This is a genomic window from Gammaproteobacteria bacterium (genome assembly GCA_016705365.1).
Taxonomy (GTDB): domain Bacteria; phylum Pseudomonadota; class Gammaproteobacteria; order Pseudomonadales; family UBA5518; genus UBA5518.
In genome coordinates this window covers 165,100-185,140 of sequence record JADIYI010000005.1, presented here as the reverse complement: position 1 = coordinate 185,140, position 20,041 = coordinate 165,100, and the positions used below count along the sequence as shown (strand labels likewise).

The window sequence follows — 20,041 nt, the reverse complement described above, 5'->3', positions numbered from 1 at the left end:
CAAACCCGGCTCCCATCACGCCTCGATCGATCAGCAGGGTGCCAGCCGCCTGCCGGCGTCATTCGCGGCGCGCCCCGATCCTCACGCCCCGGGCGAGCAGGCGCTCGCGCAGCCGGGCCGCAAACGCGGGTGCGTTCGGTTCGTCACCATGAATACACAACGTGTCCACATCGAGCGCGAGTACCGTTCCCTCGATGCCGACAACCTGGCCTTCGAGGCAGATGCGCAACGCCTGTCGTTCAGCCTCGTCAATGTCCGCGATCAGCGCCCGCGGATCAGCGCGCGGCACCAGCAACGCCGCGCCGCCATAACGCCGATCGGCGAACCCTTCGGCGAGCATGCGCAAACCGGCAGCGCGCCCGGCTTCGATCAGTTGCGATCGCGCAAGCCCGACCAGGGCGAGCCGCGGATCGAAATCGTGCACCGCGCGCGCAATCGCATCGGCAACCGCGCGATCCGTTGCCGCCCTGTTGTAAAGCGCGCCATGCGGCTTCACATGACGCAGCACCGCGCCCTGCGCGCGCACAAACCCCGCGAGCGCGCCAACCTGGTAGAGCACGCCCTGGTAGATCTCGCTGAGCGAGATATCCATGTGCCGGCGCCCGAAGCCCTCGCGATCGGGCAGGGAGGGATGGGCACCGATATTCACGCCATGGCGCAGGCACAGCGCCACGCTGTCGGCCATCACCCGCGGATCGCCGGCATGAAAACCGCAGGCAATATTCGCCGAGGAAACCAGTGGTACCAGGGCCGCATCATCGCCCATGCGCCATGCGCCATGGCTTTCTCCGATATCCGCATTGAGGTCGATCACACTACTCATGCACACCCTCGCCACCATGCCTGGGCCGCCAGGCGGAATCGTCGCAGCCGCTGCTCGCGCAGCCGCCACGCGCTTTGCGCGCCCGCCACATCCAGCAGCCTGAACCGCAGGCAATCGCCACTGCGCAACTGCGCCACTCCCCGATGATCGACGCCGGCCACCACGCCAAGCAGCGGGTAGCCGCCCGTGGTCTGGCGATCCGCGCCCAGTATTATCGGCTTTCCATCGGGCGGCAATTGCACCGCGCCGAACATCACCGCCTGCGACAGTATCGCGGGCACGCGGTCGGCAGAGGGCAACGATTCCCCGAGACGCAGTCCCATCCGGTCGGCATCCTTGCTCACCGTGAAACCACGCTCCTCGAACACCCGTCGTGCCGCGACCTCGAGTTGCATCAGCGCGGGGCCGGGAATCAGCGCGAGTTCAACAGGAGAATCCGCCGCAGGAAGCGCGAGACAGGTTGACCAGGTAACGCGGCGCGGGCTTGCGACGGGTGCAACGCGCTGATAGCGCAGCAGATCATCGCGCCGCAGCACGCGCCCGTCGATGCCGCCACGCCGGGCACGGATATCGGTGGCGGTGCTGCCCAGCCAGCGATCGGCGGCAAAGCCTCCCCGCACCGCCAGGTAAGCGCGGCAACCGCGACGCGCGGCCGAAAACATGATCCTGCTACCCTGCTCGAACCACACCGGCCGGCACAACGGCACCGCCTGCCCGTCGATCCGTGCATCCATATCGGCGCCGGTGAGTGCAAACCAGTTCGCACGCTCGACCTGCAGCTGTGCGCCGTTCACACACATCTCGAGAAGCGTGGCGTTCTCGTCGTTGTCGAGCAGCACGTTCGCGACCCGTGCGGCCCAGGCATCCATGGCACCCGATGGACCGATACCCTGCGCTTGCCATCCAATGCGCCCGAGATCCTGCAGCGAGCTGCAGATGCCGGCTGCGATTACCCGGATCATGGGTTGTAAGCCGCGGACTTGCTCTTTCGCAGCCGGACAAAATCGGCAGCAGCAATCGGCACGAAACGCAAGGAATCACCTGCGCGCAGCAGGCACATGGGCTCGCGCGCCGGGTCGAACAGCTCGAGCGGGGTGCGTCCGATGATGTGCCAGCCACCCGGTGTGACGCCCGGATAAACACCGGTCTGGGCGCCGCCGATAGCCACCGATCCTGCCGGCACCGCAAGCCGTGCTGTGGCACGACGCGGCATATGCAGTGCCGCATCGAGCCCGGAGAGATAGGGAAAGCCCGGCGCAAAGCCGATGAAACACACCCGATAATCGACCTGTCGATGGCGCTGCACCACCTCCTCGCGCCTCAGCCCGCTGTGCTCGCAGACCGCTTCGAGATCGACCGCGTATTCACCCTCGTAGCAAACCGGCAGTTCGATCCGTCGCAACGGTGCAGGCGGCAACCGCGTTTCTTCGACGATACGCCGCAGCACGGCGCCCAACGACCGGGCATCCCGGACATCGGGGTCGAAGAAAACCGTCAGCGTGCTGTAGGCGGGCACCAGGTCCACGATACCCGGCAAGGCGGCGGCGGCGAGTTGCCCGAACACCGCGAGAACCCGCGCGTTGACGTCCGCCTCGATACGGTTGCCGAAACACAGCACGATCGTGCTGTCACCAAGCTCGCTGATGGTTAGCGCATGCACGACTTGCCTCGATTCGATTCCCGCCGCTTGCAATTCCCGTGCAAGCGCCACGGTGCGCGCCGTGCCGGATGCCCGGAGCGTACGGGGCATCATGCCGCGCCATGGCATGACGCGCGCCCCGCCAGGCAACACGCGCTCAGAAATGCGCGCTGCCCGGCGTACGCGGAAAGGCAATCGCATCGCGGATATTTTCCATCCCGGTGGCGTAGAGCAGCAAGCGCTCCAGCCCGAGGCCAAAACCCGCATGCGGCACGGTACCGTAGCGGCGTAGATCACGGTACCACCACAACTGTTCCTTCATCGCTTCGTTGTCGATGCGCCGGTCGAGCACATCCAGCCGCTCCTCGCGCTGGCTGCCGCCGATGATCTCGCCGATTCCCGGTGCCAGCACATCCATCGCCGCCACCGTTTTTCCGTCATCGTTGAGACGCATGTAGAACGCCTTGATCCCGGCCGGGTAGTTCATCAGGATCACCGGCCGCCCGACATGCTTTTCCGTCAGGTAGCGCTCGTGCTCCGATTGCAGATCGAGCCCCCATTTCACGGGATATTCGAAGCGTTCCTTGCAGCTGGCGAGAATCGCGACGGCCTCCGAATATTCCATGCGCTCGAATCTGGAGTCGATCACCAGTCGCAGCCTGTCGAGCACGTCCTTGTCGATACGCTGCTGGAAAAACGCCAGGTCGTCCTCGCACCTGTCCATCACGGTCCGCAGCACGCTGGTCAGCAGATCCTCCGCGAGGTCGGCGTTGGCGGCGAGATCGGCAAAAGCGATCTCCGGCTCCACCATCCAGAATTCGGCCAGGTGACGGCTGGTGTGGGAATTCTCGGCGCGGAACGTGGGGCCAAAAGTGTAGACCTTGCTCATCGCCAGACAGTAGGCCTCGACATTGAGTTGCCCCGATACCGTCAGAAATGACTCGGCGCCAAAGAAATCCTGGCTGAAATCGATCTTGCCGCCCTGCCCCACGGGAAGATTCGCCAGGTCCAGGGTGCTGACGCGAAACAGCTGACCGGCACCTTCGCAATCGCTGGCGGTGATGATCGGAGTGTTGATCCAGTGAAAACCGCGCTGGTAGAAATAATTGTGGATCGCATTTGCAAGCGTGGTGCGTACCCGGGTGACTGCGCCAAAGGTGTTGGTGCGTGGCCGCAGATGCGCCACCGTCCGCAGGTATTCGAAGCTGTGCCGTTTCTTGGCGATCGGATAGGACTCGGGGTCTTCCACCCATCCGAGCACGGCGACTTCGCTCGCCTGTATTTCAACCGCCTGCCCCTTGCCCTCGGAAGCTGCCAGCACACCGGTGACGCAAACCGAGCATCCGGTGCCGATCTGCAGCACCTCGCTCCGGTAGTTGCCAAGACTGTCCGGGACCACTGCCTGTATCGAATGAAAACAGCTGCCGTCGTGGATTTCGACAAACGAAATGCCGGCCTTCGAATCACGCTTGGAACGAACCCAGCCATTGACCCGCACGACTTCGCCAACGGGAACGGTGCCGCCCAGCAGCGCAACGACGGAACAGGTTTTCATGCATCAGCCTCCGGGATCGCAACGCGCCAGATCAGGTTATTGCCGGCAACCGCAGCCGGGCTGCGCCATCGGCATTCGCGGCTCGACGCGATGCGTGTGCAATGAAGCGCCAATTCACGACCGGCCGGGCTGCCACCGCCGGCCCCGGTCGAACAGCATCATTCCCGCGATCATTGCCGCCACGAAGACCAGCGCCTTCGGCTGCCCGGCACCCAGCGATACCAGTGCCGGGCCGGGGCAGAAACCCGCCAGGCCCCAGCCGATGCCGAACACCAGGCTGCCGACGATCAACGGCGGGTCGATGTCGCTGGCGGTCGGCAGATGCAATGCACCACCGAGAAAGGTCGTGGTGCGCTTCTTCGCAACCGCGAATGCGAACACGCCGACCATGATGGCGCCACCCATCACCAGGGCCAGCGACGGATCCCAGTCGCCCGCCAGGTCGAGGAATCCGAGCACCTTGCCAGGATCGGTCATGCCGGAAAGAACAAGGCCGATGCCAAACAGCAAACCGACCAGGAATTCGGAAACACGTTGCATGGAAGACTCCCCTGCTGCAAATCCGGTGATCAGCCGAGCGCGTGACGCACCAGGTAGACGGTGACAAATCCCGCGCCCATGAATGCAAGCGTGGCCACCAGCGAGCGTGGCGACAGTCGTGACAACCCGCATACACCATGTCCGCTGGTGCAACCCGACCCGTAACGCGTACCGGCGCCGACCAGCATCCCGGCAACCACCAGCGTGATCCAGCCCGCATCGATGCGCACCTCGGGTGCGGTGGCCACCAGCGGGTACACCAGCGGCGCGGCCAATAGCCCGAGCAAAAACGCCAGGCGCCATCCCACATCTGCCGGGCTCGGACGCAGCACTCCGCCAAGAATGCCGCTGATGCCCAGCACGCGGCCGTTCACCAGGATAAAGAACGCGGCCGCCAGTCCCAGCAGGATACCCCCGGACAACGAGGCCCACGGGGTGAAATGATTCCAGTCGATGCTCATTGCGAGCCTCCTCGGGTGCACAACGGGCGACAGTATACTTTTGCCGCGTCCGGGTTGCGCGGGTGCCGCTGTGCGCGGCGGCAGGCACGGTGCGTACCGGTCGGGTAGAGGCCGTGCGCGAAAAAGCCTTGGCGCACCCGCATGGATACCGGATATCCTGTGGCTGAACACCATGTGACCTGGGGAGGTATTTATGCACTTCGGCATTCCACGCATTTGCGCCACGACCTTGCTCCTGTGCCTGTTGTCGGGTGCGGCATCGGGCGGCGAGCCCGCCGAGACCAGCTACGATGGGCTGGAACGGGTGAAAAGCCCGAATGCCCAGATGCTCTACACCCGACCCGGTGCAGACCTTTCGTCCTACAAACGCGTGGCGCTGCTCGACTGTCATGTCGCGTTTCGCAAGAACTGGCAGCGCGACCAGAATAGCAGTGGTTTGCGCATCGGCAGCGCGGATATGGAGCGGATCAAGAAAAATCTCGCCGAGGAGTTCCGCAAGATCTTTGTCGAGGAACTGCAAGACAAGGGCGGTTATGAAATCGTCACCGAAGGCGGCGACGATGTACTGATCCTGCGCCCCGCCATAATCGACCTCGATATCACCGCACCCGATGTGATGACTGCCGGCAGGAGCCGCAGCTTCGCCACCAGCGCCGGCGCGATGACGCTCTACATCGAGCTGTTCGATGGCGCGAGCGGCGAGATCCTGGCGCGAGCGGCTGACCGCGAGGAAGCCCGCGACATGGGCCGGATGACCTGGCAAACATCGCTGACCAACCGCACCGAAGCGGAAAAAATGTTGCGCAAGTGGGCAGCGCTCGCACGTGCCGCGCTGGACAGGGCGCGTGCGTCGGGGGCAGACCAGGCGCAAAGCAATGATTGAGGCCAAGGCGTGTCACGGCACGCAGGCGGTGTGAACATCGAAGAGGGGCGCGAGCGCTCGGCACAGTAGTGTCGAGATATTTAACTATCGGGGCCTCTGAGTCATACCGGCAGCGGAGATATCTCGATGTTTTCCCTGGATAAAATGTTTTTGTGCCCGGATCTTGCTAAACAGCATGATGCACCCAGATCCGCGCTTGCAGAATATCGCCCCGGAGAGCGCCTTGCGCGACCCGGTGTCCGCTGTGCCTGTACCCCATGTCACCGACCGGGTCTGCACCGCCATGGACGCGGCAGTCACCGAGGTATTCAATGACTGTCTTGACGCCCTGTTTTACACCGCCTGCGCAGCCCCGGAGGCCGCACACCGACGCTGCATCGAGGCAGTGCGTGAACTGCGTGCGCGCCAGGTGGCAATCAGCGCCGCGTTCCGCGCCGATATCCGCCGCCTGCTCGAGGCGCCGGCCCCAGGCGCGGTAGTCGTCCCGTTTGCGTCGCTGCATTCGAGCGTGCTCGAGGGCGAGCTTGCCGACACATTGCAAATGATTCTGAAGCGTGCGGATGAGCACGACGCCGAAACCCGGGACAGCGGCAATCCGACCCTGCCCGCCCAGGCGCTGACCGCACGCCGGAGCGTGGAGTCGTTCGTGCGCTGCTGCGGCGAACTGCATATCGAGCACGAGCATCTCCAGTTGCTGCTCGGCGCTTTCGAGCATGTCGTGGTTGCTCGCCTGCCGACGTTGCGTGCCGGGCTGAGTGGGCCAGGAAGCAAGACCAGCTCACGCCATGCCGGGAACGGCGCTGCCTTGCAGCTGCCGCCAGGCAGTTTGGGGCGTGAGGCCAGGATCCGAGCGCCGCGCAACGACAGCATTCCCGAGGCCGTCGAAGACAAGGTTCCGGAGATCGAGGAGGTTTCGCGCCTGATTGCGCGCTTCAAGGCCGGAGGCTTGAAGCTGCCGCACGCCACGGTGGCGGACCAGCTCGGCGATATTGCCGGCGATGATGATGATGATGATGACGACACCACCGCTGCCCCCCCCTCCAGCGAGCAGCGCCCAACCCAACCTGCCCAACCGGGAGCGAGCCCGAAGCGATTGGCAGCTGCCGCCGTGGTGTGTGCACTGCTGGTGGCAGCGGCACTGAAGTTGATGTTTTCCGACCCGGTGCAATTGCCCTCCGAGCAATACGATGTCGCCGCGCTCGACGCACTCGTGAGCGCGGCAACGAACGATGCTGCAAGCGAGCCAGCGGCTGCGAGTTCGACCGAACCGCTGCCGGCGCCAGCGCAACCGGTTGCGACCGCGCCGCCGGTTGTCGCGCAGGATGCGGCTGCAACGGTTGCGGCAGACGCGCCGCCGCTCGTGGCTGACAGCGCGGAAGTGGCGCCGGCGGAAACACCGCCGCCGGTCGTGGTCGATGCACGGCTGGCGCAGCAGGCGCGCTACGTGGTGCAGCGCGCGGAAGTGGCACTGCGCGAGCGGCGCCTGACGACACCGTTCGAGGACAGCGCCTGGGCCAACTACCTCGCGGTACTGGCCATTGACCCCGACAACGCCCAGGCGCACACCGGACTGCAGCACATCGTGACGCAATATCGGCTCATGATCCGCAGCGCGCTCGAGCGCGGCGATCGCGATCTGGCCACGGTATTTCTCGAGCGCGCACAAGCGGTCGCACCGGACGCGCCCGAGCTGGAATCGCTACGCCTGGAAATCGTGACTACGCACTGAGCAACCCAGGGGCCTGACGCGCTGCGCAACCGGGGCTTTCGGCAGACAGCCCTTTTGTGCTACTTATCCTCCCACCTTGACCACCCCTGAAATTGATGGATTCCCTGCTTATGATCCGGCTCCCTGGACGCTTCGTTGCGCCACTCGTCGACCTGTTCAAGCACCGGCACCCGCGAGGGCGGCAGTCGGCTGCGCGCCTCCGACAGCGCGCCCTGATCACATCGCTGCTGGCATTCTGGCTGGCAGCGGCGGACTGCGCCCGCGCCGACTGGGGACCGGTCGAGATTGCGCGCGAGATGATCGCACCCGGCGTCAGAAAAAAATTCTCCTTCAGCGGCGCACGCAGCTTCGAGGGCAGCTTCATCGATTTCGTCATCTTCGCGAGCCGCGGTACGGTGCCGGGTCCGACATTGTGCGTCACGTCGGGTATTCACGGCGACGAGGTCAACAGTGTCGAAATCGCGCGCCGGGTGTTCTCCAGCGTTGACCCGAACGCGCTGGCTGGCACGCTGATCGTTCTGCCGGCGATCAATGCCTCGGGCTTCCGCACTGCAAACCGCTACCTTCCGGATCGGCGCGATCTCAATCGCTACTTTCCGGGCAGCCCCAACGGAAGTGTGGCGGCGATCCTCGCCGACGCCGTGTTTTCCGGCGTGATCCGCGGCTGCACCCACCTGGTCGACCTGCACACGGGTTCGAACCTGCGCACCAACCTGGCACAGATTCGCGTCGACACCACGAACCCCGGTGCGCTGGCAATGGCGCGCAGCTTCGGCCTGGGAATCATCGTGCCGGGCAGCGGTCCGCAAGGCAGCCTGCGCCGCGAGACCATGGATATCGGCATCCCCGCCATCATCTACGAATCAGGACCGCCAAACATATTCGTGGAGGCGGAAATCGTCCGCGGCACACAAGGCGTGCTCGGTGTCATGACCCATCTCGGCATGCTCAAATCGGAGCAATCGACGGGCACCGCGCAGCTGCTGAGCAAGTCATACTGGGTCCGCGTGCCGCGCGGCCAGGGTGGTGTCTATCTACCGGTAGCCAAGCTCGGCGATACGGTCAGCAGTGGCCAATTGCTCGCGACGGTTACGGATCCCTTTACCGACGCATCAAACGAAATCCGCGCCGACAAGCCGGGCGTGGTGGTCGGCATGGCGCTGCCGCAGGTGGTGCTTTCAGGATATGGGCTGTTCCATCTCGGGGAGCTATCCGGAGAACAGGCCCAACCGGACTGAGGTTATCGGCACTGGCGCGTGCCGTGTCGTGCAACGCCCCGGGGACTGCTGAACTCTAGCGCTTCATCAGCTGCTCGGCGAGCGCCTGATAGAGCAGCGGACCGTCGGTGTCGTTCGACTCGTTGGCGCCACCTTCGGCGTCCGGGCTCGAGGATTGCTTGACCACTACCATATTCGCAACCGGATCCAGGTAGATGTACTGGCCGTGCACGCCGATCGCACTGACTGCCTTGTGCGCGTTGTTGAAGGTCCACCACTGGTCGTGGTACGCGTAAGCGATCGTGCCGTACCACTCGGTGCCCTCGAACTGGCTGTAGATGCGCGTGAACACCTCCGGATCGCCCTTGTGCTGCAGGATTCGCGTAGTCACCGCGGCAGGCAGGATCTGCCGGCCGTTGAATTTGCCGCCCTGCAGGATCATCTGGCCAAAGCGCGCCGCATCGCGCGCCGTGATGTTCAGCCCGCCGCCGGCCATCTCGGTGCCACCGGCATCGAGCCAGATGTAACCGTCACGCTCGGCGCCGAGCGGTTGCCACAGCACTTCCTCGATGTTGTGGTCCACCGACTTGCCGGTTACCCGCCGGATGATCCAGCCGAGCACATCGGTGTTCGGCGTCACGTAATGGAATCCGTGTCCGTGCTCGCCCTGTTTCTTCAGCGTGGGCAGGTAACCGTAAACCGTCAGCGGTCCGTCGTAGCCGGCCGGTGGCGCGCCCCACAGGCCGAATACCCAGCCATAGCGCCAGATATCGGAGTTCGGATCGTCGTAGACTTCCGAGTACGCGATGGCGCTGGTCATGTCGAGCACCTGCTGCACCGTGGCGTCGCCAAAGCCGCTGTCCTCGAGCTCCGGCACGTAGGAGGCAACGGTCCGTGCCGGATCGACTCGCCCCTGCTCGATCAGCAACAGCATCAGCGTGCCGACAAAGGACTTGGTGGCCGAAAACATCTGGTGCTGGGTATGGCGCTGCTGGCCGTTCATATAGCGCTCGAACACGAGCTTGCCGTGGTGCAGGATCAGGAACGCGTCGGTGTGCGACTCCTCGAGCAGCTGGTCGAGGCTGATGATCCGCCCATCGCGCACCGCTGCCGTTATCTTGCCGAGATCCGCCGCTGTTTCAGACAGCTTCGAGACGGGGCCATCGCCGCGCCAGACCTCGCGCGTGGGCTGCAACTCGCGGATGTGCTGGAAGGCCCAGCGGTTGTTCGGCGGAACCATGAAGTTCGTGCGCAACACCTGTTGCTCCGGCGCCGGCGGAAAGCCCTGCATCAGGCCGGGTTCGCCCGCACCCGCCCCGGTCGCCGTCATGGCCAGGCTCACGCCGGTGAACACCATGGCGGAAAAAATCGTCTGCAGCTGCTTCATTTCATGCCTCGCCGTTTCCTGCCATCGGGCCTCAGCCCGGGTCGGCGACGCCGGCCCCCCCCGTATCTGGCGTCTGAACATTGCCAATGACCCGGATACAAGTCAATCAGGACGTGAACACTCTTTCATGTACCGTGCGAGCGGTACCGGGTTGCCCGCGTCCCGACTGTGCTTACAATGCGCGACGGCCAGGTGAAGGATGCTTCCGTGGGCATGCGCCCCGACGGGCGCCGCTCCTTCGCGCCGCAATCGCGCTGGCGCCCGGCGCCGACACCCGATCAATGCGAGGATTCTCCCCATGAGCGACATCCTGTTCGAATGCCGCGGCGCGGTCGCATGGATCACGATCAACCGGCCCGAGGCACGCAACACACTGAGCCCCGCGGCCTTCGTCACCCTCGCCGACACTTGGCAGGAGGTGCGCGACAACAGCGATATCCGCGTCGCGGTGCTCACCGGCGCGGGCGAGCGCGACTTTTGCTGCGGCGGCGATCTGGGTGGACTGATACCGCTGTGGACCGGCACGCGCAAGCCGGAAAATGCGGTCGAGGAGCGCCTGCTGGCCGACCCCGCGATCAGCGACAGGATGCTGCTGAAGGGCGAACCGCTCTACAAACCCGTGATTGCTGCCATCAACGGCCGCGCGCTGGGTGGCGGTTGCGAATTGCTGCAGGCAACCGACGTGCGTATCGCCGCGAGCCATGCGCAGTTCGGCCTGCCGGAGCCGAAGGTCGGCATCGTGCCCGGCGGCGGTTCGATGGTACGGCTGATGCGCCAGATCCCCTACGCGCACGCGATGCGCCTGCTGCTGACCGGCGAGCCCATCGACGCACAGACCGCGCTCGCCTGGGGCCTCGTCAGCGAAGTCGTCGCACCGCACGAACTGATCGCACGCACCGAGGCACTCGCCGCGCGCATCGCGGCGAACGCCCCGCTCGCACTTGCCGCCATCAAGCGTACCGCGCTCGAGAGTCACACCGAGTCGTGGAGCGATGCGTTCACGCGCGAAGCGCAGGAGTCCGCCAAAGTCATGATGACGCACGATGCGCGCGAGGGGCCGCGCGCGTTCAAGGAAAAGCGCGAGCCACAATTCACGGGAGAATGAATCCGTTGGCGCATCCGTGTTCCGGCGCGCCAGCGCGCGGCGGGACGGTGCGCGGGAGACGCGGAGGCGCTGATGTCCGGAAATCGCGCCGAGTTCGCCGTGGTGTGCGGGCGCTGGCCCATTGAAGGTCAATCGTTGACGCGATGAACACAACTGATCATATTGCACTTTTACAGATTTCCACTCGTCCGTAGTTCGGGAAAACAGCATGGCAACACACGTGTCGGGATTGCGGGCAGACGAGTCCGCAGGTGTCCGGGCGCAATCAGTTTGCGGGGCGCGCGCTATCCCGGAGTTCATGACATGTCCGTCAAGGAATTGATAATCCACGCCGGCTACCCGAAAACGGGAACATCGGCGCTGCAGACATTCCTTGCACTCAATCGTGAGCGCCTGCTCGAAGCGGGCTTCGATTACCCCACGCTTGGCGATCCAAAAAATATTTCAAAAGCTGCCGGGGGACATACTACGTCCGGGAACGCGGTAAGACTCGCGAAGAGCTTGTTACCCGTCGCGCATGACGTGCATGGAAGGTGGTCCCAACTGCGTGAGGAACGTCGAAACCATGTCGATCAGGTTCGATGGGCGTTGAACCAGTCACCAGCGGAAAGTCTCATTCTGTCCAGCGAGTATTTTTTTCTCTGGTCACCGGACGAGTACCGGCAACTGCTCACCGGCTTGGCTCGGACGAACCTCCAGCTAAGACTTGTCACCTATATCCGGGAGCAGATGGAAGACGTGGTTTCAGCCTACGTGCAAGCCATAAAGGGCGGGGAAATCCGAGGAAATCCCGCGTTCAAGCTTGGCCCAAAGAGTCGTGGCTTCTACGACCAGTATTTCGATACGCAGGAAATGGTAACAGGCCGCGAGCAGATATCTGTCCGGGTTTATGACCGGGCACGCCTGATCCGCAACGACATCGGGGCGGACTTTCTCGACGCACTCGGTACAAATGATCTGACCGGTTTCGAGTTTCCGGCGCGGGATACCAATTCAGGATTGAGTCCGGCAATGGTGGCGCTCAAACAAAGCTTGAACGGCATGGTATCCGGCGCTGCCTTTCACCAGGAGTTTGCACGGATAGCCACATTGATACCCGGTGCAACCAAAATGAGTTACAACCTGTTACCCGCCGATATTGTCAGTATGGCACGGGCCTCGTTTGTGCAAGCGAACGAGCGGGTAATGAAACGATACCTGCCGGACCAGCAAGGTCCTCTTTTCGCATATCGACCCATCGACGATCGGGATCTGATCATTCTGAAAGATCCGCTGCCGCGAAACGTCGAGCACGAACTGAAAAAACTGGCTGCCGCGATGTGCAGCATCGAGGATATACGATGGAACAGAGCCGATCTAAGACAAAGGATGGAATCCGCCGCAACCGCAATGATGACTGACGGCTTGGCCAGCGATGAAGAGCGCAAGCGCATTCTGGCTGCCACGTATGGAAATTCATCGCAGCGCTTTTGCCCTTGACCGTCAACGCCCACCCGAATCTTGCCTTCGCATGAAAAATCGCCCTTCTGCAGTATGAAAGGATTGCTATCCCCAATCCGTTCGATCTCGTCACGGCAAATTTCCGGAGCTGCTCCGCAGGTAGTGGTTTTCGATCCCTACATCGGAGAACTTGCCGGTTGCCATGCTGGTAGCAGTGCTGACACCACCTCATTTGCCAGCAAATCCGCCTCGCACGGTACTCGTTTGCGCGGGTGATACGCCGGAGCACCCGTTCCGGTGGACGGGTGATCCACGCCGAACGGGGCTGGCAGGGCTTCTCGAATCGTTATCCGGCGGGCAGCATGACTGCGGCAACGCGGCGATTCTGCTCCGGGCCTTCGCCCGTATCATTGGGCGCTACCGGTTTGGCATCGCCAATGATCTTGGCCGAGCCGTATGCCGGACGCTTTCCGGCAGGCCATTCATTCAGATCGGAAATTTACTTCCAGACCGGCCTTTTGATCTCATATTGGCTGGTCGGCAGCACGTCGATCGTCTGCGGATCGCCCATGTCGATAAAGCCTTCGCAACTTTTCATCATTATTCTGACATTGTCTTCGAACTTTTTCGGGTCGCCCGCAGCGTCGAAGAATACTTCCGGATGGTCCATTGCATCGGCGGGGAAGCATTCCTCCACCATGGCCACATAGTCGTTGGGGCCGGGGACAAGAGCGCGAACCACCAGATGCTGGCGATATTCGAAATTGGACTGGGTATCGATCCCCACCCGCGTATGGCTATTCTGCCAATGGTCACGCCACTCGTCGTAGCTCAGGCGTTCGGGCTTCTGAAGATAGCAGAACTGCGACCAGCCTGCGGTGCGCTCGCCCGCGCATGGGGGGTGCTTGCTGTTGGGAATGATGGCGGATTCCGTCACCTGCCATGCACCGATGTTCTTCGAAATGCCGGCAAGAATATCGTCGATCGGCTTGCGGAAAGCGTCGTGGCTGACATCCATCCACACCTGAACGCCGGCATCGATCTGCGGATCCGTGGCCGTCTGGCGTAGCGGCTCGGCCCGGACGACATGCGCGTCTTGAAGATTGAGCCTTAGCCCGCGCACATTATCGAGTGCGGCAATCTTCGGTGCGGCCTCTTCCCTCAAGATTCGGTTGAACTCTTCCCGGCTGGTGCCATCCTTGCGCCAAACCGCATAGATTACCTTGTCCAATGGCTTCTCCCTTTTTCAGCAGTCAAAAATCCAGAACTTCGACATCGTCCGGACCCCATTATGCCCTGAGGCTGTTGCTGAGGCACTCCCGCATCGAACGTGCAGGCATCCGACGAATCGATGCGGGTGGGCGAGCCGTCCGGCAGCATCACCGCGGAGAACCGGATCCGACGAATTCAAGGTGCGCTTGTCGCGGTCGAGTATCTGTCTGCCTATGCGGCAGTGAACGCAAATGCTGCAGATCGTATTGCGCGTCACGTGATCGCGCACGGGGTGCACCGCGCGATCACCTGGAACTCTTGCGCTCGATCCGCCTCGAACTGTTACCGTTGGATGCGACGAGATGCCCGGGCAGTCGCAGGAGCCGGCATTCGGCTGGTATCCTGCAAGACACGAAACCGCTGACAAGGTCGAGGGATGCAATCGCCATGAAAAAGCTCGGCATGATGGACGACACCTTTTTGCGGCTGGAGAGCCGCAGGCAACCGCTGCACGTGGGCATGCTCATGCTGTTCGAGCCACCCGCCGGCGCTCCCGGGGATTTCGCGACCCGGCTCGCGGAAAAATTGCGCCAGTCCACCAAGGCCGCCCCACCCTTCAATTGGCGCCTGGTTCGCCGCAATGGCCTGCATTACTGGCGTGAAGACAGCGATTTCGACCTTGCACACCACTTCGTGCATCTGGCGTTGCCCGAACCTGGTCGTGTCCGTGAACTGCTTTCCATGGTTTCGCGTCTCCACGGAGGCCACCTCGATCGCGCGTACCCCTTGTGGCGCATCTACCTGATCGAAGGTCTCGAGGACGGTCGAATCGCGGTTTACCTGAAAATCCACCACGCGGTAGTCGATGGCGTTGCCGGGATCCGCTTGCTGGTGAAATGCATGGCGACGAACGTCGAGGATTCCCTGCACCTGCCTGCCTTTTGGGAAGTCGAGACGATGAAGTCCGACAACGCGCAACCGCTGCCCGTACCGACGCCGGCGGTCGGCGGCATTGCCGCATTGCGTTCGCTGACTCGCGAAGGCGTGAAGTCGGTCATGCCCTTGCTGCGCGAACTACGCAGCAGCATCGACGATTACCGGGCCGCCAATCCAAACCTGGTAATTGGCGGCCAGGCGCCTCGCTGCCTGTTCAACGAGCCGGTTACGGGTACGCGACGGTTTGCGGCGCAGTCCTACTCGACGCCACGCATCAAGGCCGTCGCCAAAGCCCACGAGGCGACCAGTAACGATGTCATTCTGGCCATGTGCGGCGGTGCCCTGCGTCGCTATCTCGCGGAGGTCGACACCCTGCCGGATGCTCCCCTGATCGCCGGCGTACCCGTATCGGTCCGGCGCCGGCGCAGTGACGCGGCAGGCAACGAGATTGCTTTCACGCTGGCGCATCTGGCGACCAACGTCGAAGACCCGATCGAGCGCCTCGTCGCGATCAAGAACTGTATGCAATACAACAAGGAGCGCATCAAGAAGCTGTCTCCCGGCCAGTTGACGGCCTACGCGGCCACCATGATGATGCCTGGCGCACTGAGCGGTTTGCTGGGACGCAACCCCGACAAAAACCTCGCCAATGTGATCGTCTCGCACGTGCCTGGACCGCGACAGCATATGTTCTGGCAGGGCGCCAGGCTCAGCGGCCTGTATCCGCTTTCGCTGATCATCGATGGCGGCGCCCTCAACATAACCGTGATCAGTCGCCATGATCTGGTCGACTTCGGATTGGTCGCCTGTCGCAAGACCGTGCCCCATATGCAGCGCATACTGCAGTATCTGGAGGATTCACTGGCGGAACTCGAAGCAAGCTCGAAGCCGCAGCCACGCAGCACCGGCAAGGCTGCGATTCGCAAGAAGACCAAACCCCGCCCGAAAAATGCAAAAGCCGGTGCCTGAAGAGATCGTCAGGCAATATGGCTGATCGCACGGCAGCACCGGAAAAGCAAAAAGCGTCGGCGGTAATAAGCTGCCGACGCTTTGCGTTTGGCGGACAAGAGCGGGCGCTCAACCGCTCCAGTTGTCCGGCCCGGCCCCAAGCACGCTGATGTCACCGATATGGGCACGGTTCAGTTTGCGGCGCCGGACCATCCACCAGCGCCCGCCGATCTTGCGCCAATTGTCGTGATATTCGCCCAGCGTTGAAAAGCTCAGCCTGGCCTTGTCGCCCAGCCCAAGGTGCATGTCGCTGACATAGCAGCGGCTCAATGCCTCATCGCCATCGACATCAATCACCAGATTGCCGAGCAGATGCTGCGTCGGCCCGCAATCGTCGAGGAAGGAGCGCATGTTGGCGACAATGTCGTCGCGGCTGGCCAATGGACCGGTACCGATATCGGCGCTGGCCCCGGCGATCATGATCTCGGCAATGCCAGCCCAGTTCCGTTCGTCCATCGCACGGGCGAAGCCGGCGAGCGCACGAGCGATTTCGCGCTCGGCGATCAGCGTTTCCAGGTCGATCATATAAATTCTCTCCCGCTCAGATTGCTGTTTGCCCACCGTCGACGCTCAGGATCGTGCCCGTGGCGTTGACCGCCGCATCCGACGCCAGATAGGCGATCGCCGCCGCCATTTCCGAAGGGTCTGAACCCTTGCCGGTCAGCGGAGACAGGCGGCTTAACAGTTCCATGTCGCTACCGGGGCCGAAATCGGCGCCGCCCGCCGTCATCGGCGTCAGTACATGACCCGGGCAAATGGCGTTCACCCGCACGCCGCGGCGTGCATATTCGGCGGCCATCGCCTTGGTCAGCCCGATGACGCCCGATTTCGAAGCGCTGTACGCGGCACCATAAGGAATGCCGACCAACCCGGCAGCCGATGCCACATTGACGATGCAGCCCTTGCTTTCCAGCAGATGCGGGATCGCGCGCTTGCTGATGAAGAAGGGACCGTTCAGGTTGACGGAAAGCACCTTCAGCCACCTCTCATCCGAAAAATCCTCGGTCGGGCCATTTGCCAGAACGCCAGCGATATTGCAGACGATGTCCAGCTTGCCCAGCAGCTTCAGGCTTTCGTCGATCAGCCGGGTACAGCTATCGGGGTTGGAGGAATCGCAGGACACGGCGAACAGCTTGCCGCCATGCGCTGCTTTCAGCTTTGCGGCGGCAGCCTTCAGGCCTTCCTCGTTGATGTCGGCAATAACAACATCCGCGCCTGAACGTGAAAACAGGTCGGCGGTGGCATAGCCAATGCCCGATGCCCCGCCTGTGACCAGAACCGCCTTGGCCTTGAAATCGAAGCTGAAGCTCATCTGAAAACTCCTTGATTGTTAGGGCCTGGCCCGATGTTGCGTCTTGATTCGATACTGCAAGCAGCAAATGCTCACTGAGCCGACCTTAGCACAATTGCTCACCGGTCTTGACGTCACAGGCGCGCAGGAAATTGTCGGCGGCCGATCAGGAACGGTATCGGGCGGCCAGCTCCTCCGAAGGCGTCTCGTAGACTTGTGTCAGCACGCAAGTTTCAAGTTTGAGGGGATCGGGAGCGGCGAGTGCATTGACCGAAGGAATGCTGCCTTCCAGCCAAAGACTGAGGATCGCAGCGCAGGGAAAGCCTCCATATCCGGCAACCTGCCGCTTGGCCGTATCCAGACTCACGCGTTTTACCCCGGGCAGACATGCCAAATCTGTTGCCCACGGGCGGGCAATCTCGTCGAGAGAGGGCTGGATCGCTGAGTCCCTCACGTTCAAGAGGAGCATCAGGCGCCGCGTACCCGGTGCCGCGATATCGATCGGCGGCCCGCCAAGTACCTTTTCATCGACACTGGCCGAGCGGATCAAGTCCTGCGTCATGAACGTGCGCTCATCTCTATCCATGATCGAGCGCACATCGCCATGGTTGATGGCCGCAACGTCAACCTGATCGCTGAAACAGCTCTCCATGATCACGTCGAAGTCGATTTCAGAAGACGACTCCAATACGTGATTGCGCAGATACTTCTGAAATGGGAAATATCTCATTCCCAATGGTGCATGGCTGCACTCGTAATACTCACGAAACGCCTGCCGTGTCATGTCTGCACGGCGCGTCAACAGACACGAGCTTTTCATTTTTCACCTCCTGAATGCCCCTGCGTTGGTGGCCAGTACGAATGTCCACGGCAGCAACTCCGCCTGCCGTCCACTCTCTGTCAACCGAGGACGCGGTCGGGGATCACCGCGTTGCGCTTGGGGTCCACCCCGATGCGGCGAAGTTCCCCCGCGAGAAAGGGCGAGTTCGTGTCGGCGACCTTGCCCGACGGGGTCTCGTTGCCAATGGCGACAATGCCCGCGGTCCGATCCATGGCCCCGCTCAGACCGAAACCGAGTCCTTGCGAAAGTCGCTGCGTCCGAGCTTGATGTTGACGAGCGCCGGTTTTCCGGAGGCGATCGCACGCTCGAGCGCCGGCCGGATGTCCCTGGCCTTCTCCACGTATTCGCCGTGGCCTCCGAGCGCCTCGACGACCCGGTCGTAGCGCGTGTGGCTCAACGCCGAGGCGACCGACCGCTCCGTGCCGTAGAGCTGCTCCTGACCGCGCCGGATCTGCATCCAGGCGGCATCGTTGCCGATGATGCCGATCACGTTGATCTTCTGGCGCACCATCGCCTCGAATTCCATGGCGTGCAGGCCGAAGGCCCCGTCCCCGTAGAGGATGAACACCTTGCTCTTCGGGTTGGCGAGCTTGGCCGCCATCGCGTATCCCGGGCCGACGCCGAGCGTCCCTAGCGGCCCGGGATCGAGCCAGTGCCCCGGCTTGCGCGGCCGAACGGTGTAGGCGGCCGTGCCCACGAAGTCACCGCCGTCCCCGATGATGAAGGTATCGTCATCGACGACGCTGTCGATCTCCTTGCAGGCACGCAGCGGATCGATGGGGTCGGCATCGGAATTCATCTGCGGCTGCATCTTCTCCCACTTGTCGTTCTCGAGCGTGCGCAGAGTGCTGACCCATGGCTGGTAGCGGCTCGACTGGAACCCCTCAGACTCGGCGAGCTCCGTGAGCTGGCTCATCACCACACCGGTGTCGCCGATGATGCCGACCTCGCAGGCGCGATTACGGCCGAGCTCGCCGCCGTCGAGATCGACATGAATCAGCTTCGCGGAGGCGTTGATGTGCGACGGACGACCGTAACCGAGGCGAAAGTCGAGTGGAGTTCCGAAGATCAGGACGACATCCGCTCCCTTGAGCGCATCCTTGCGGGTCTGCTGGAAGAAATGCGGATGTCCCGGAGGCAGGCTGCCACGGGCAGCGCCGTTCACGTAGATCGGCATCTGGAAGGTGTCGACGAACTTGCCGTAAGCTTCGCGATTCTTCGAGAACCAATACTGGCTGCCGACGATCGCCAGCGGATGCTCGGCCTTGCGCAGCAGTTCGAAGGCCTTCTCTATCGCCCGCGGATCGCCGGCGATTCCGGCTTCGGTACGGTATTGCCTGGGAAACACCACCTGTTCCTCGTCGACCTGCTCGAATAGCAAATCGATCGGCATTTCCAGGAATACCGGGCCGGGCACGTTGGTGGTCGCCTTGCGAAAGGCCGTGGCAACGTACTCCGCCAAGCGGTTCGCGGACGGAACGCTCACCGACCATTTGGTGATCGGCCGCATGAGCTCGACGTGATTCATGTCCTGGAGCGAGCCCATGTCCTGAAATGCCCGCGGGCCCTGGCCGCCGATGCAGATCATCGGAACATTGGCCCGGTGGGCGCTGGCCACCGCGGTCACCGCGTCGGTCAATCCGGGTCCGGCGGTCACCACCGCGACTCCGGGCTGCCCGGTCACACGCGCCCAACCGTCGGCGGCGTGTCCCGCCGTCTGCTCGTGGCGCACGTCGATCACCCGGATGCCCTCGTCGAGGCATCCGTCGTAAATCGACATCACGTGACCACCGCAGAGGGTGAAGATGAACGGAACGTTTTCGGCGCGCAGCGCCTTGGCAACGACCTTGCCTCCGTGAATGTATCCCATTGGCGAACAACCCCCCTGCGGCGTGACCGCCTCTGGAAAAAGGCTCCGGGGACTATAGCCGCAGGCCCATAGAGCCGCAAGGACTGGCGACGATTCCCATTGCA

Annotated in this window: 19 protein-coding genes; 6 read left to right on the top strand and 13 right to left on the bottom strand. The window is 62.8% G+C overall.

The features are described 5' to 3' along the window. Window positions 1-58 precede the first annotated feature (58 nt). The 6 genes from IPF49_04620 to IPF49_04595 all read right to left on the bottom strand — a co-directional run bounded on the left by IPF49_04620 (window position 59) and on the right by IPF49_04595 (window position 5,018). The gene (locus tag IPF49_04620) at window positions 59-823 is read right to left on the bottom strand and encodes a LamB/YcsF family protein (GenBank protein ID MBK6286923.1); all 765 of its coding nucleotides are present in this window, start codon (window positions 821-823) and stop codon (window positions 59-61) included. Next, complete coding sequence (locus tag IPF49_04615; protein MBK6286922.1) at window positions 820-1,785, bottom strand: biotin-dependent carboxyltransferase family protein; 966 nt, start codon at window positions 1,783-1,785, stop codon at window positions 820-822. The genes IPF49_04620 and IPF49_04615 overlap by 4 nt, the downstream gene beginning before the upstream one ends. After that, window positions 1,782-2,573 (bottom strand): 5-oxoprolinase subunit PxpB, encoded by a 792-nt coding sequence (gene pxpB, locus IPF49_04610; GenBank protein MBK6286921.1) that lies wholly within the window; start codon window positions 2,571-2,573, stop codon window positions 1,782-1,784. The genes IPF49_04615 and pxpB overlap by 4 nt, the downstream gene beginning before the upstream one ends. Before the next feature lie 46 nt (window positions 2,574-2,619). Next, window positions 2,620-4,017 carry an asparagine--tRNA ligase gene (asnS, locus tag IPF49_04605; protein MBK6286920.1) on the bottom strand — a complete coding sequence of 466 codons (1,398 nt, stop codon included), beginning with the start codon at window positions 4,015-4,017 and terminating at the stop codon, window positions 2,620-2,622. Window positions 4,018-4,131: 114 nt separating this feature from the next. Continuing rightward, window positions 4,132-4,557: a YeeE/YedE family protein gene (locus tag IPF49_04600; protein MBK6286919.1), complete on the bottom strand. Its 426-nt coding sequence runs from the start codon at window positions 4,555-4,557 to the stop codon at window positions 4,132-4,134. 29 nt (window positions 4,558-4,586) lie between these two features. Beyond that, window positions 4,587-5,018 carry a YeeE/YedE family protein gene (locus tag IPF49_04595; GenBank protein MBK6286918.1) on the bottom strand — a complete coding sequence of 144 codons (432 nt, stop codon included), beginning with the start codon at window positions 5,016-5,018 and terminating at the stop codon, window positions 4,587-4,589. A 193-nt stretch (window positions 5,019-5,211) separates the two neighbouring features. On the opposite strand from IPF49_04595, the gene IPF49_04590 reads away from it, so the two are divergent. The 3 genes from IPF49_04590 to IPF49_04580 all read left to right on the top strand — a co-directional run bounded on the left by IPF49_04590 (window position 5,212) and on the right by IPF49_04580 (window position 8,868). Further along, window positions 5,212-5,901 carry a DUF3313 domain-containing protein gene (locus tag IPF49_04590; GenBank protein MBK6286917.1) on the top strand — a complete coding sequence of 230 codons (690 nt, stop codon included), beginning with the start codon at window positions 5,212-5,214 and terminating at the stop codon, window positions 5,899-5,901. A 175-nt stretch (window positions 5,902-6,076) separates the two neighbouring features. Next, entirely contained in the window at window positions 6,077-7,630 is a 1,554-nt protein-coding gene (locus tag IPF49_04585; GenBank protein MBK6286916.1) for a hypothetical protein, read from the top strand. A 110-nt stretch (window positions 7,631-7,740) separates the two neighbouring features. Next, on the top strand, window positions 7,741-8,868 hold the full coding sequence (locus IPF49_04580; GenBank protein ID MBK6286915.1) for a succinylglutamate desuccinylase/aspartoacylase family protein: 1,128 nt from the start codon (window positions 7,741-7,743) through the stop codon (window positions 8,866-8,868). Between the two features lie 55 nt (window positions 8,869-8,923). On the opposite strand, the gene IPF49_04575 is transcribed toward IPF49_04580, so the two are convergent. Then, window positions 8,924-10,234 carry a serine hydrolase gene (locus IPF49_04575; GenBank protein MBK6286914.1) on the bottom strand — a complete coding sequence of 437 codons (1,311 nt, stop codon included), beginning with the start codon at window positions 10,232-10,234 and terminating at the stop codon, window positions 8,924-8,926. A gap of 298 nt (window positions 10,235-10,532) precedes the next feature. Here IPF49_04575 and IPF49_04570 point away from each other — a divergent pair, with 298 nt between their 5' ends. After that, entirely contained in the window at window positions 10,533-11,339 is an 807-nt protein-coding gene (locus tag IPF49_04570; GenBank protein ID MBK6286913.1) for an enoyl-CoA hydratase/isomerase family protein, read from the top strand. Between the two features lie 303 nt (window positions 11,340-11,642). Beyond that, window positions 11,643-12,818: a hypothetical protein gene (locus tag IPF49_04565; GenBank protein MBK6286912.1), complete on the top strand. Its 1,176-nt coding sequence runs from the start codon at window positions 11,643-11,645 to the stop codon at window positions 12,816-12,818. A gap of 460 nt (window positions 12,819-13,278) precedes the next feature. Here IPF49_04565 and IPF49_04560 read toward each other — a convergent pair whose 3' ends face one another. After that, window positions 13,279-14,010: an EthD domain-containing protein gene (locus IPF49_04560; protein ID MBK6286911.1), complete on the bottom strand. Its 732-nt coding sequence runs from the start codon at window positions 14,008-14,010 to the stop codon at window positions 13,279-13,281. A 428-nt stretch (window positions 14,011-14,438) separates the two neighbouring features. Here IPF49_04560 and IPF49_04555 point away from each other — a divergent pair, with 428 nt between their 5' ends. Then, window positions 14,439-15,896: a wax ester/triacylglycerol synthase family O-acyltransferase gene (locus tag IPF49_04555; GenBank protein MBK6286910.1), complete on the top strand. Its 1,458-nt coding sequence runs from the start codon at window positions 14,439-14,441 to the stop codon at window positions 15,894-15,896. Between the two features lie 108 nt (window positions 15,897-16,004). On the opposite strand, the gene IPF49_04550 is transcribed toward IPF49_04555, so the two are convergent. From IPF49_04550 to IPF49_04530, 5 genes are all read right to left on the bottom strand, one after another. After that, window positions 16,005-16,460, bottom strand: coding sequence for a nuclear transport factor 2 family protein (locus IPF49_04550; protein ID MBK6286909.1), 456 nt, complete (start codon window positions 16,458-16,460; stop codon window positions 16,005-16,007). 16 nt (window positions 16,461-16,476) lie between these two features. Next, window positions 16,477-17,247, bottom strand: coding sequence for an SDR family oxidoreductase (locus IPF49_04545; protein ID MBK6286908.1), 771 nt, complete (start codon window positions 17,245-17,247; stop codon window positions 16,477-16,479). Window positions 17,248-17,392: 145 nt separating this feature from the next. Beyond that, window positions 17,393-18,046 carry an EthD domain-containing protein gene (locus IPF49_04540; protein MBK6286907.1) on the bottom strand — a complete coding sequence of 218 codons (654 nt, stop codon included), beginning with the start codon at window positions 18,044-18,046 and terminating at the stop codon, window positions 17,393-17,395. An 80-nt stretch (window positions 18,047-18,126) separates the two neighbouring features. Further along, a complete protein-coding gene (locus IPF49_04535) occupies window positions 18,127-18,279 on the bottom strand; it encodes a hypothetical protein (protein MBK6286906.1) in 153 nt (50 codons plus the stop codon). Between the two features lie 8 nt (window positions 18,280-18,287). Next, window positions 18,288-19,937, bottom strand: a complete 1,650-nt coding sequence (locus tag IPF49_04530; GenBank protein ID MBK6286905.1) for an acetolactate synthase — start codon at window positions 19,935-19,937, stop codon at window positions 18,288-18,290. Between the last annotated feature and the right edge of the window lie 104 nt (window positions 19,938-20,041).

Bases quoted from the DNA above. Each gene is read 5' to 3' on its own strand.
- IPF49_04620 (MBK6286923.1), bottom strand. From the start codon at position 823: ATGAGTAGTGTGATCGACCTCAATGCGGATATCGGAGAAAGCCATGGC.
- IPF49_04615 (MBK6286922.1), bottom strand. From the start codon at position 1,785: ATGATCCGGGTAATCGCAGCCGGCATCTGCAGCTCGCTGCAGGATCTC.
- pxpB (MBK6286921.1), bottom strand. From the start codon at position 2,573: ATGCCCCGTACGCTCCGGGCATCCGGCACGGCGCGCACCGTGGCGCTT.
- asnS (MBK6286920.1), bottom strand. From the start codon at position 4,017: ATGAAAACCTGTTCCGTCGTTGCGCTGCTGGGCGGCACCGTTCCCGTT.
- IPF49_04600 (MBK6286919.1), bottom strand. From the start codon at position 4,557: ATGCAACGTGTTTCCGAATTCCTGGTCGGTTTGCTGTTTGGCATCGGC.
- IPF49_04595 (MBK6286918.1), bottom strand. From the start codon at position 5,018: ATGAGCATCGACTGGAATCATTTCACCCCGTGGGCCTCGTTGTCCGGG.
- IPF49_04590 (MBK6286917.1), top strand. From the start codon at position 5,212: ATGCACTTCGGCATTCCACGCATTTGCGCCACGACCTTGCTCCTGTGC.
- IPF49_04585 (MBK6286916.1), top strand. From the start codon at position 6,077: ATGATGCACCCAGATCCGCGCTTGCAGAATATCGCCCCGGAGAGCGCC.
- IPF49_04580 (MBK6286915.1), top strand. From the start codon at position 7,741: ATGATCCGGCTCCCTGGACGCTTCGTTGCGCCACTCGTCGACCTGTTC.
- IPF49_04575 (MBK6286914.1), bottom strand. From the start codon at position 10,234: ATGAAGCAGCTGCAGACGATTTTTTCCGCCATGGTGTTCACCGGCGTG.
- IPF49_04570 (MBK6286913.1), top strand. From the start codon at position 10,533: ATGAGCGACATCCTGTTCGAATGCCGCGGCGCGGTCGCATGGATCACG.
- IPF49_04565 (MBK6286912.1), top strand. From the start codon at position 11,643: ATGTCCGTCAAGGAATTGATAATCCACGCCGGCTACCCGAAAACGGGA.
- IPF49_04555 (MBK6286910.1), top strand. From the start codon at position 14,439: ATGAAAAAGCTCGGCATGATGGACGACACCTTTTTGCGGCTGGAGAGC.
- IPF49_04550 (MBK6286909.1), bottom strand. From the start codon at position 16,460: ATGATCGACCTGGAAACGCTGATCGCCGAGCGCGAAATCGCTCGTGCG.
- IPF49_04545 (MBK6286908.1), bottom strand. From the start codon at position 17,247: ATGAGCTTCAGCTTCGATTTCAAGGCCAAGGCGGTTCTGGTCACAGGC.
- IPF49_04540 (MBK6286907.1), bottom strand. From the start codon at position 18,046: ATGAAAAGCTCGTGTCTGTTGACGCGCCGTGCAGACATGACACGGCAG.
- IPF49_04535 (MBK6286906.1), bottom strand. From the start codon at position 18,279: ATGGATCGGACCGCGGGCATTGTCGCCATTGGCAACGAGACCCCGTCG.
- IPF49_04530 (MBK6286905.1), bottom strand. From the start codon at position 19,937: ATGGGATACATTCACGGAGGCAAGGTCGTTGCCAAGGCGCTGCGCGCC.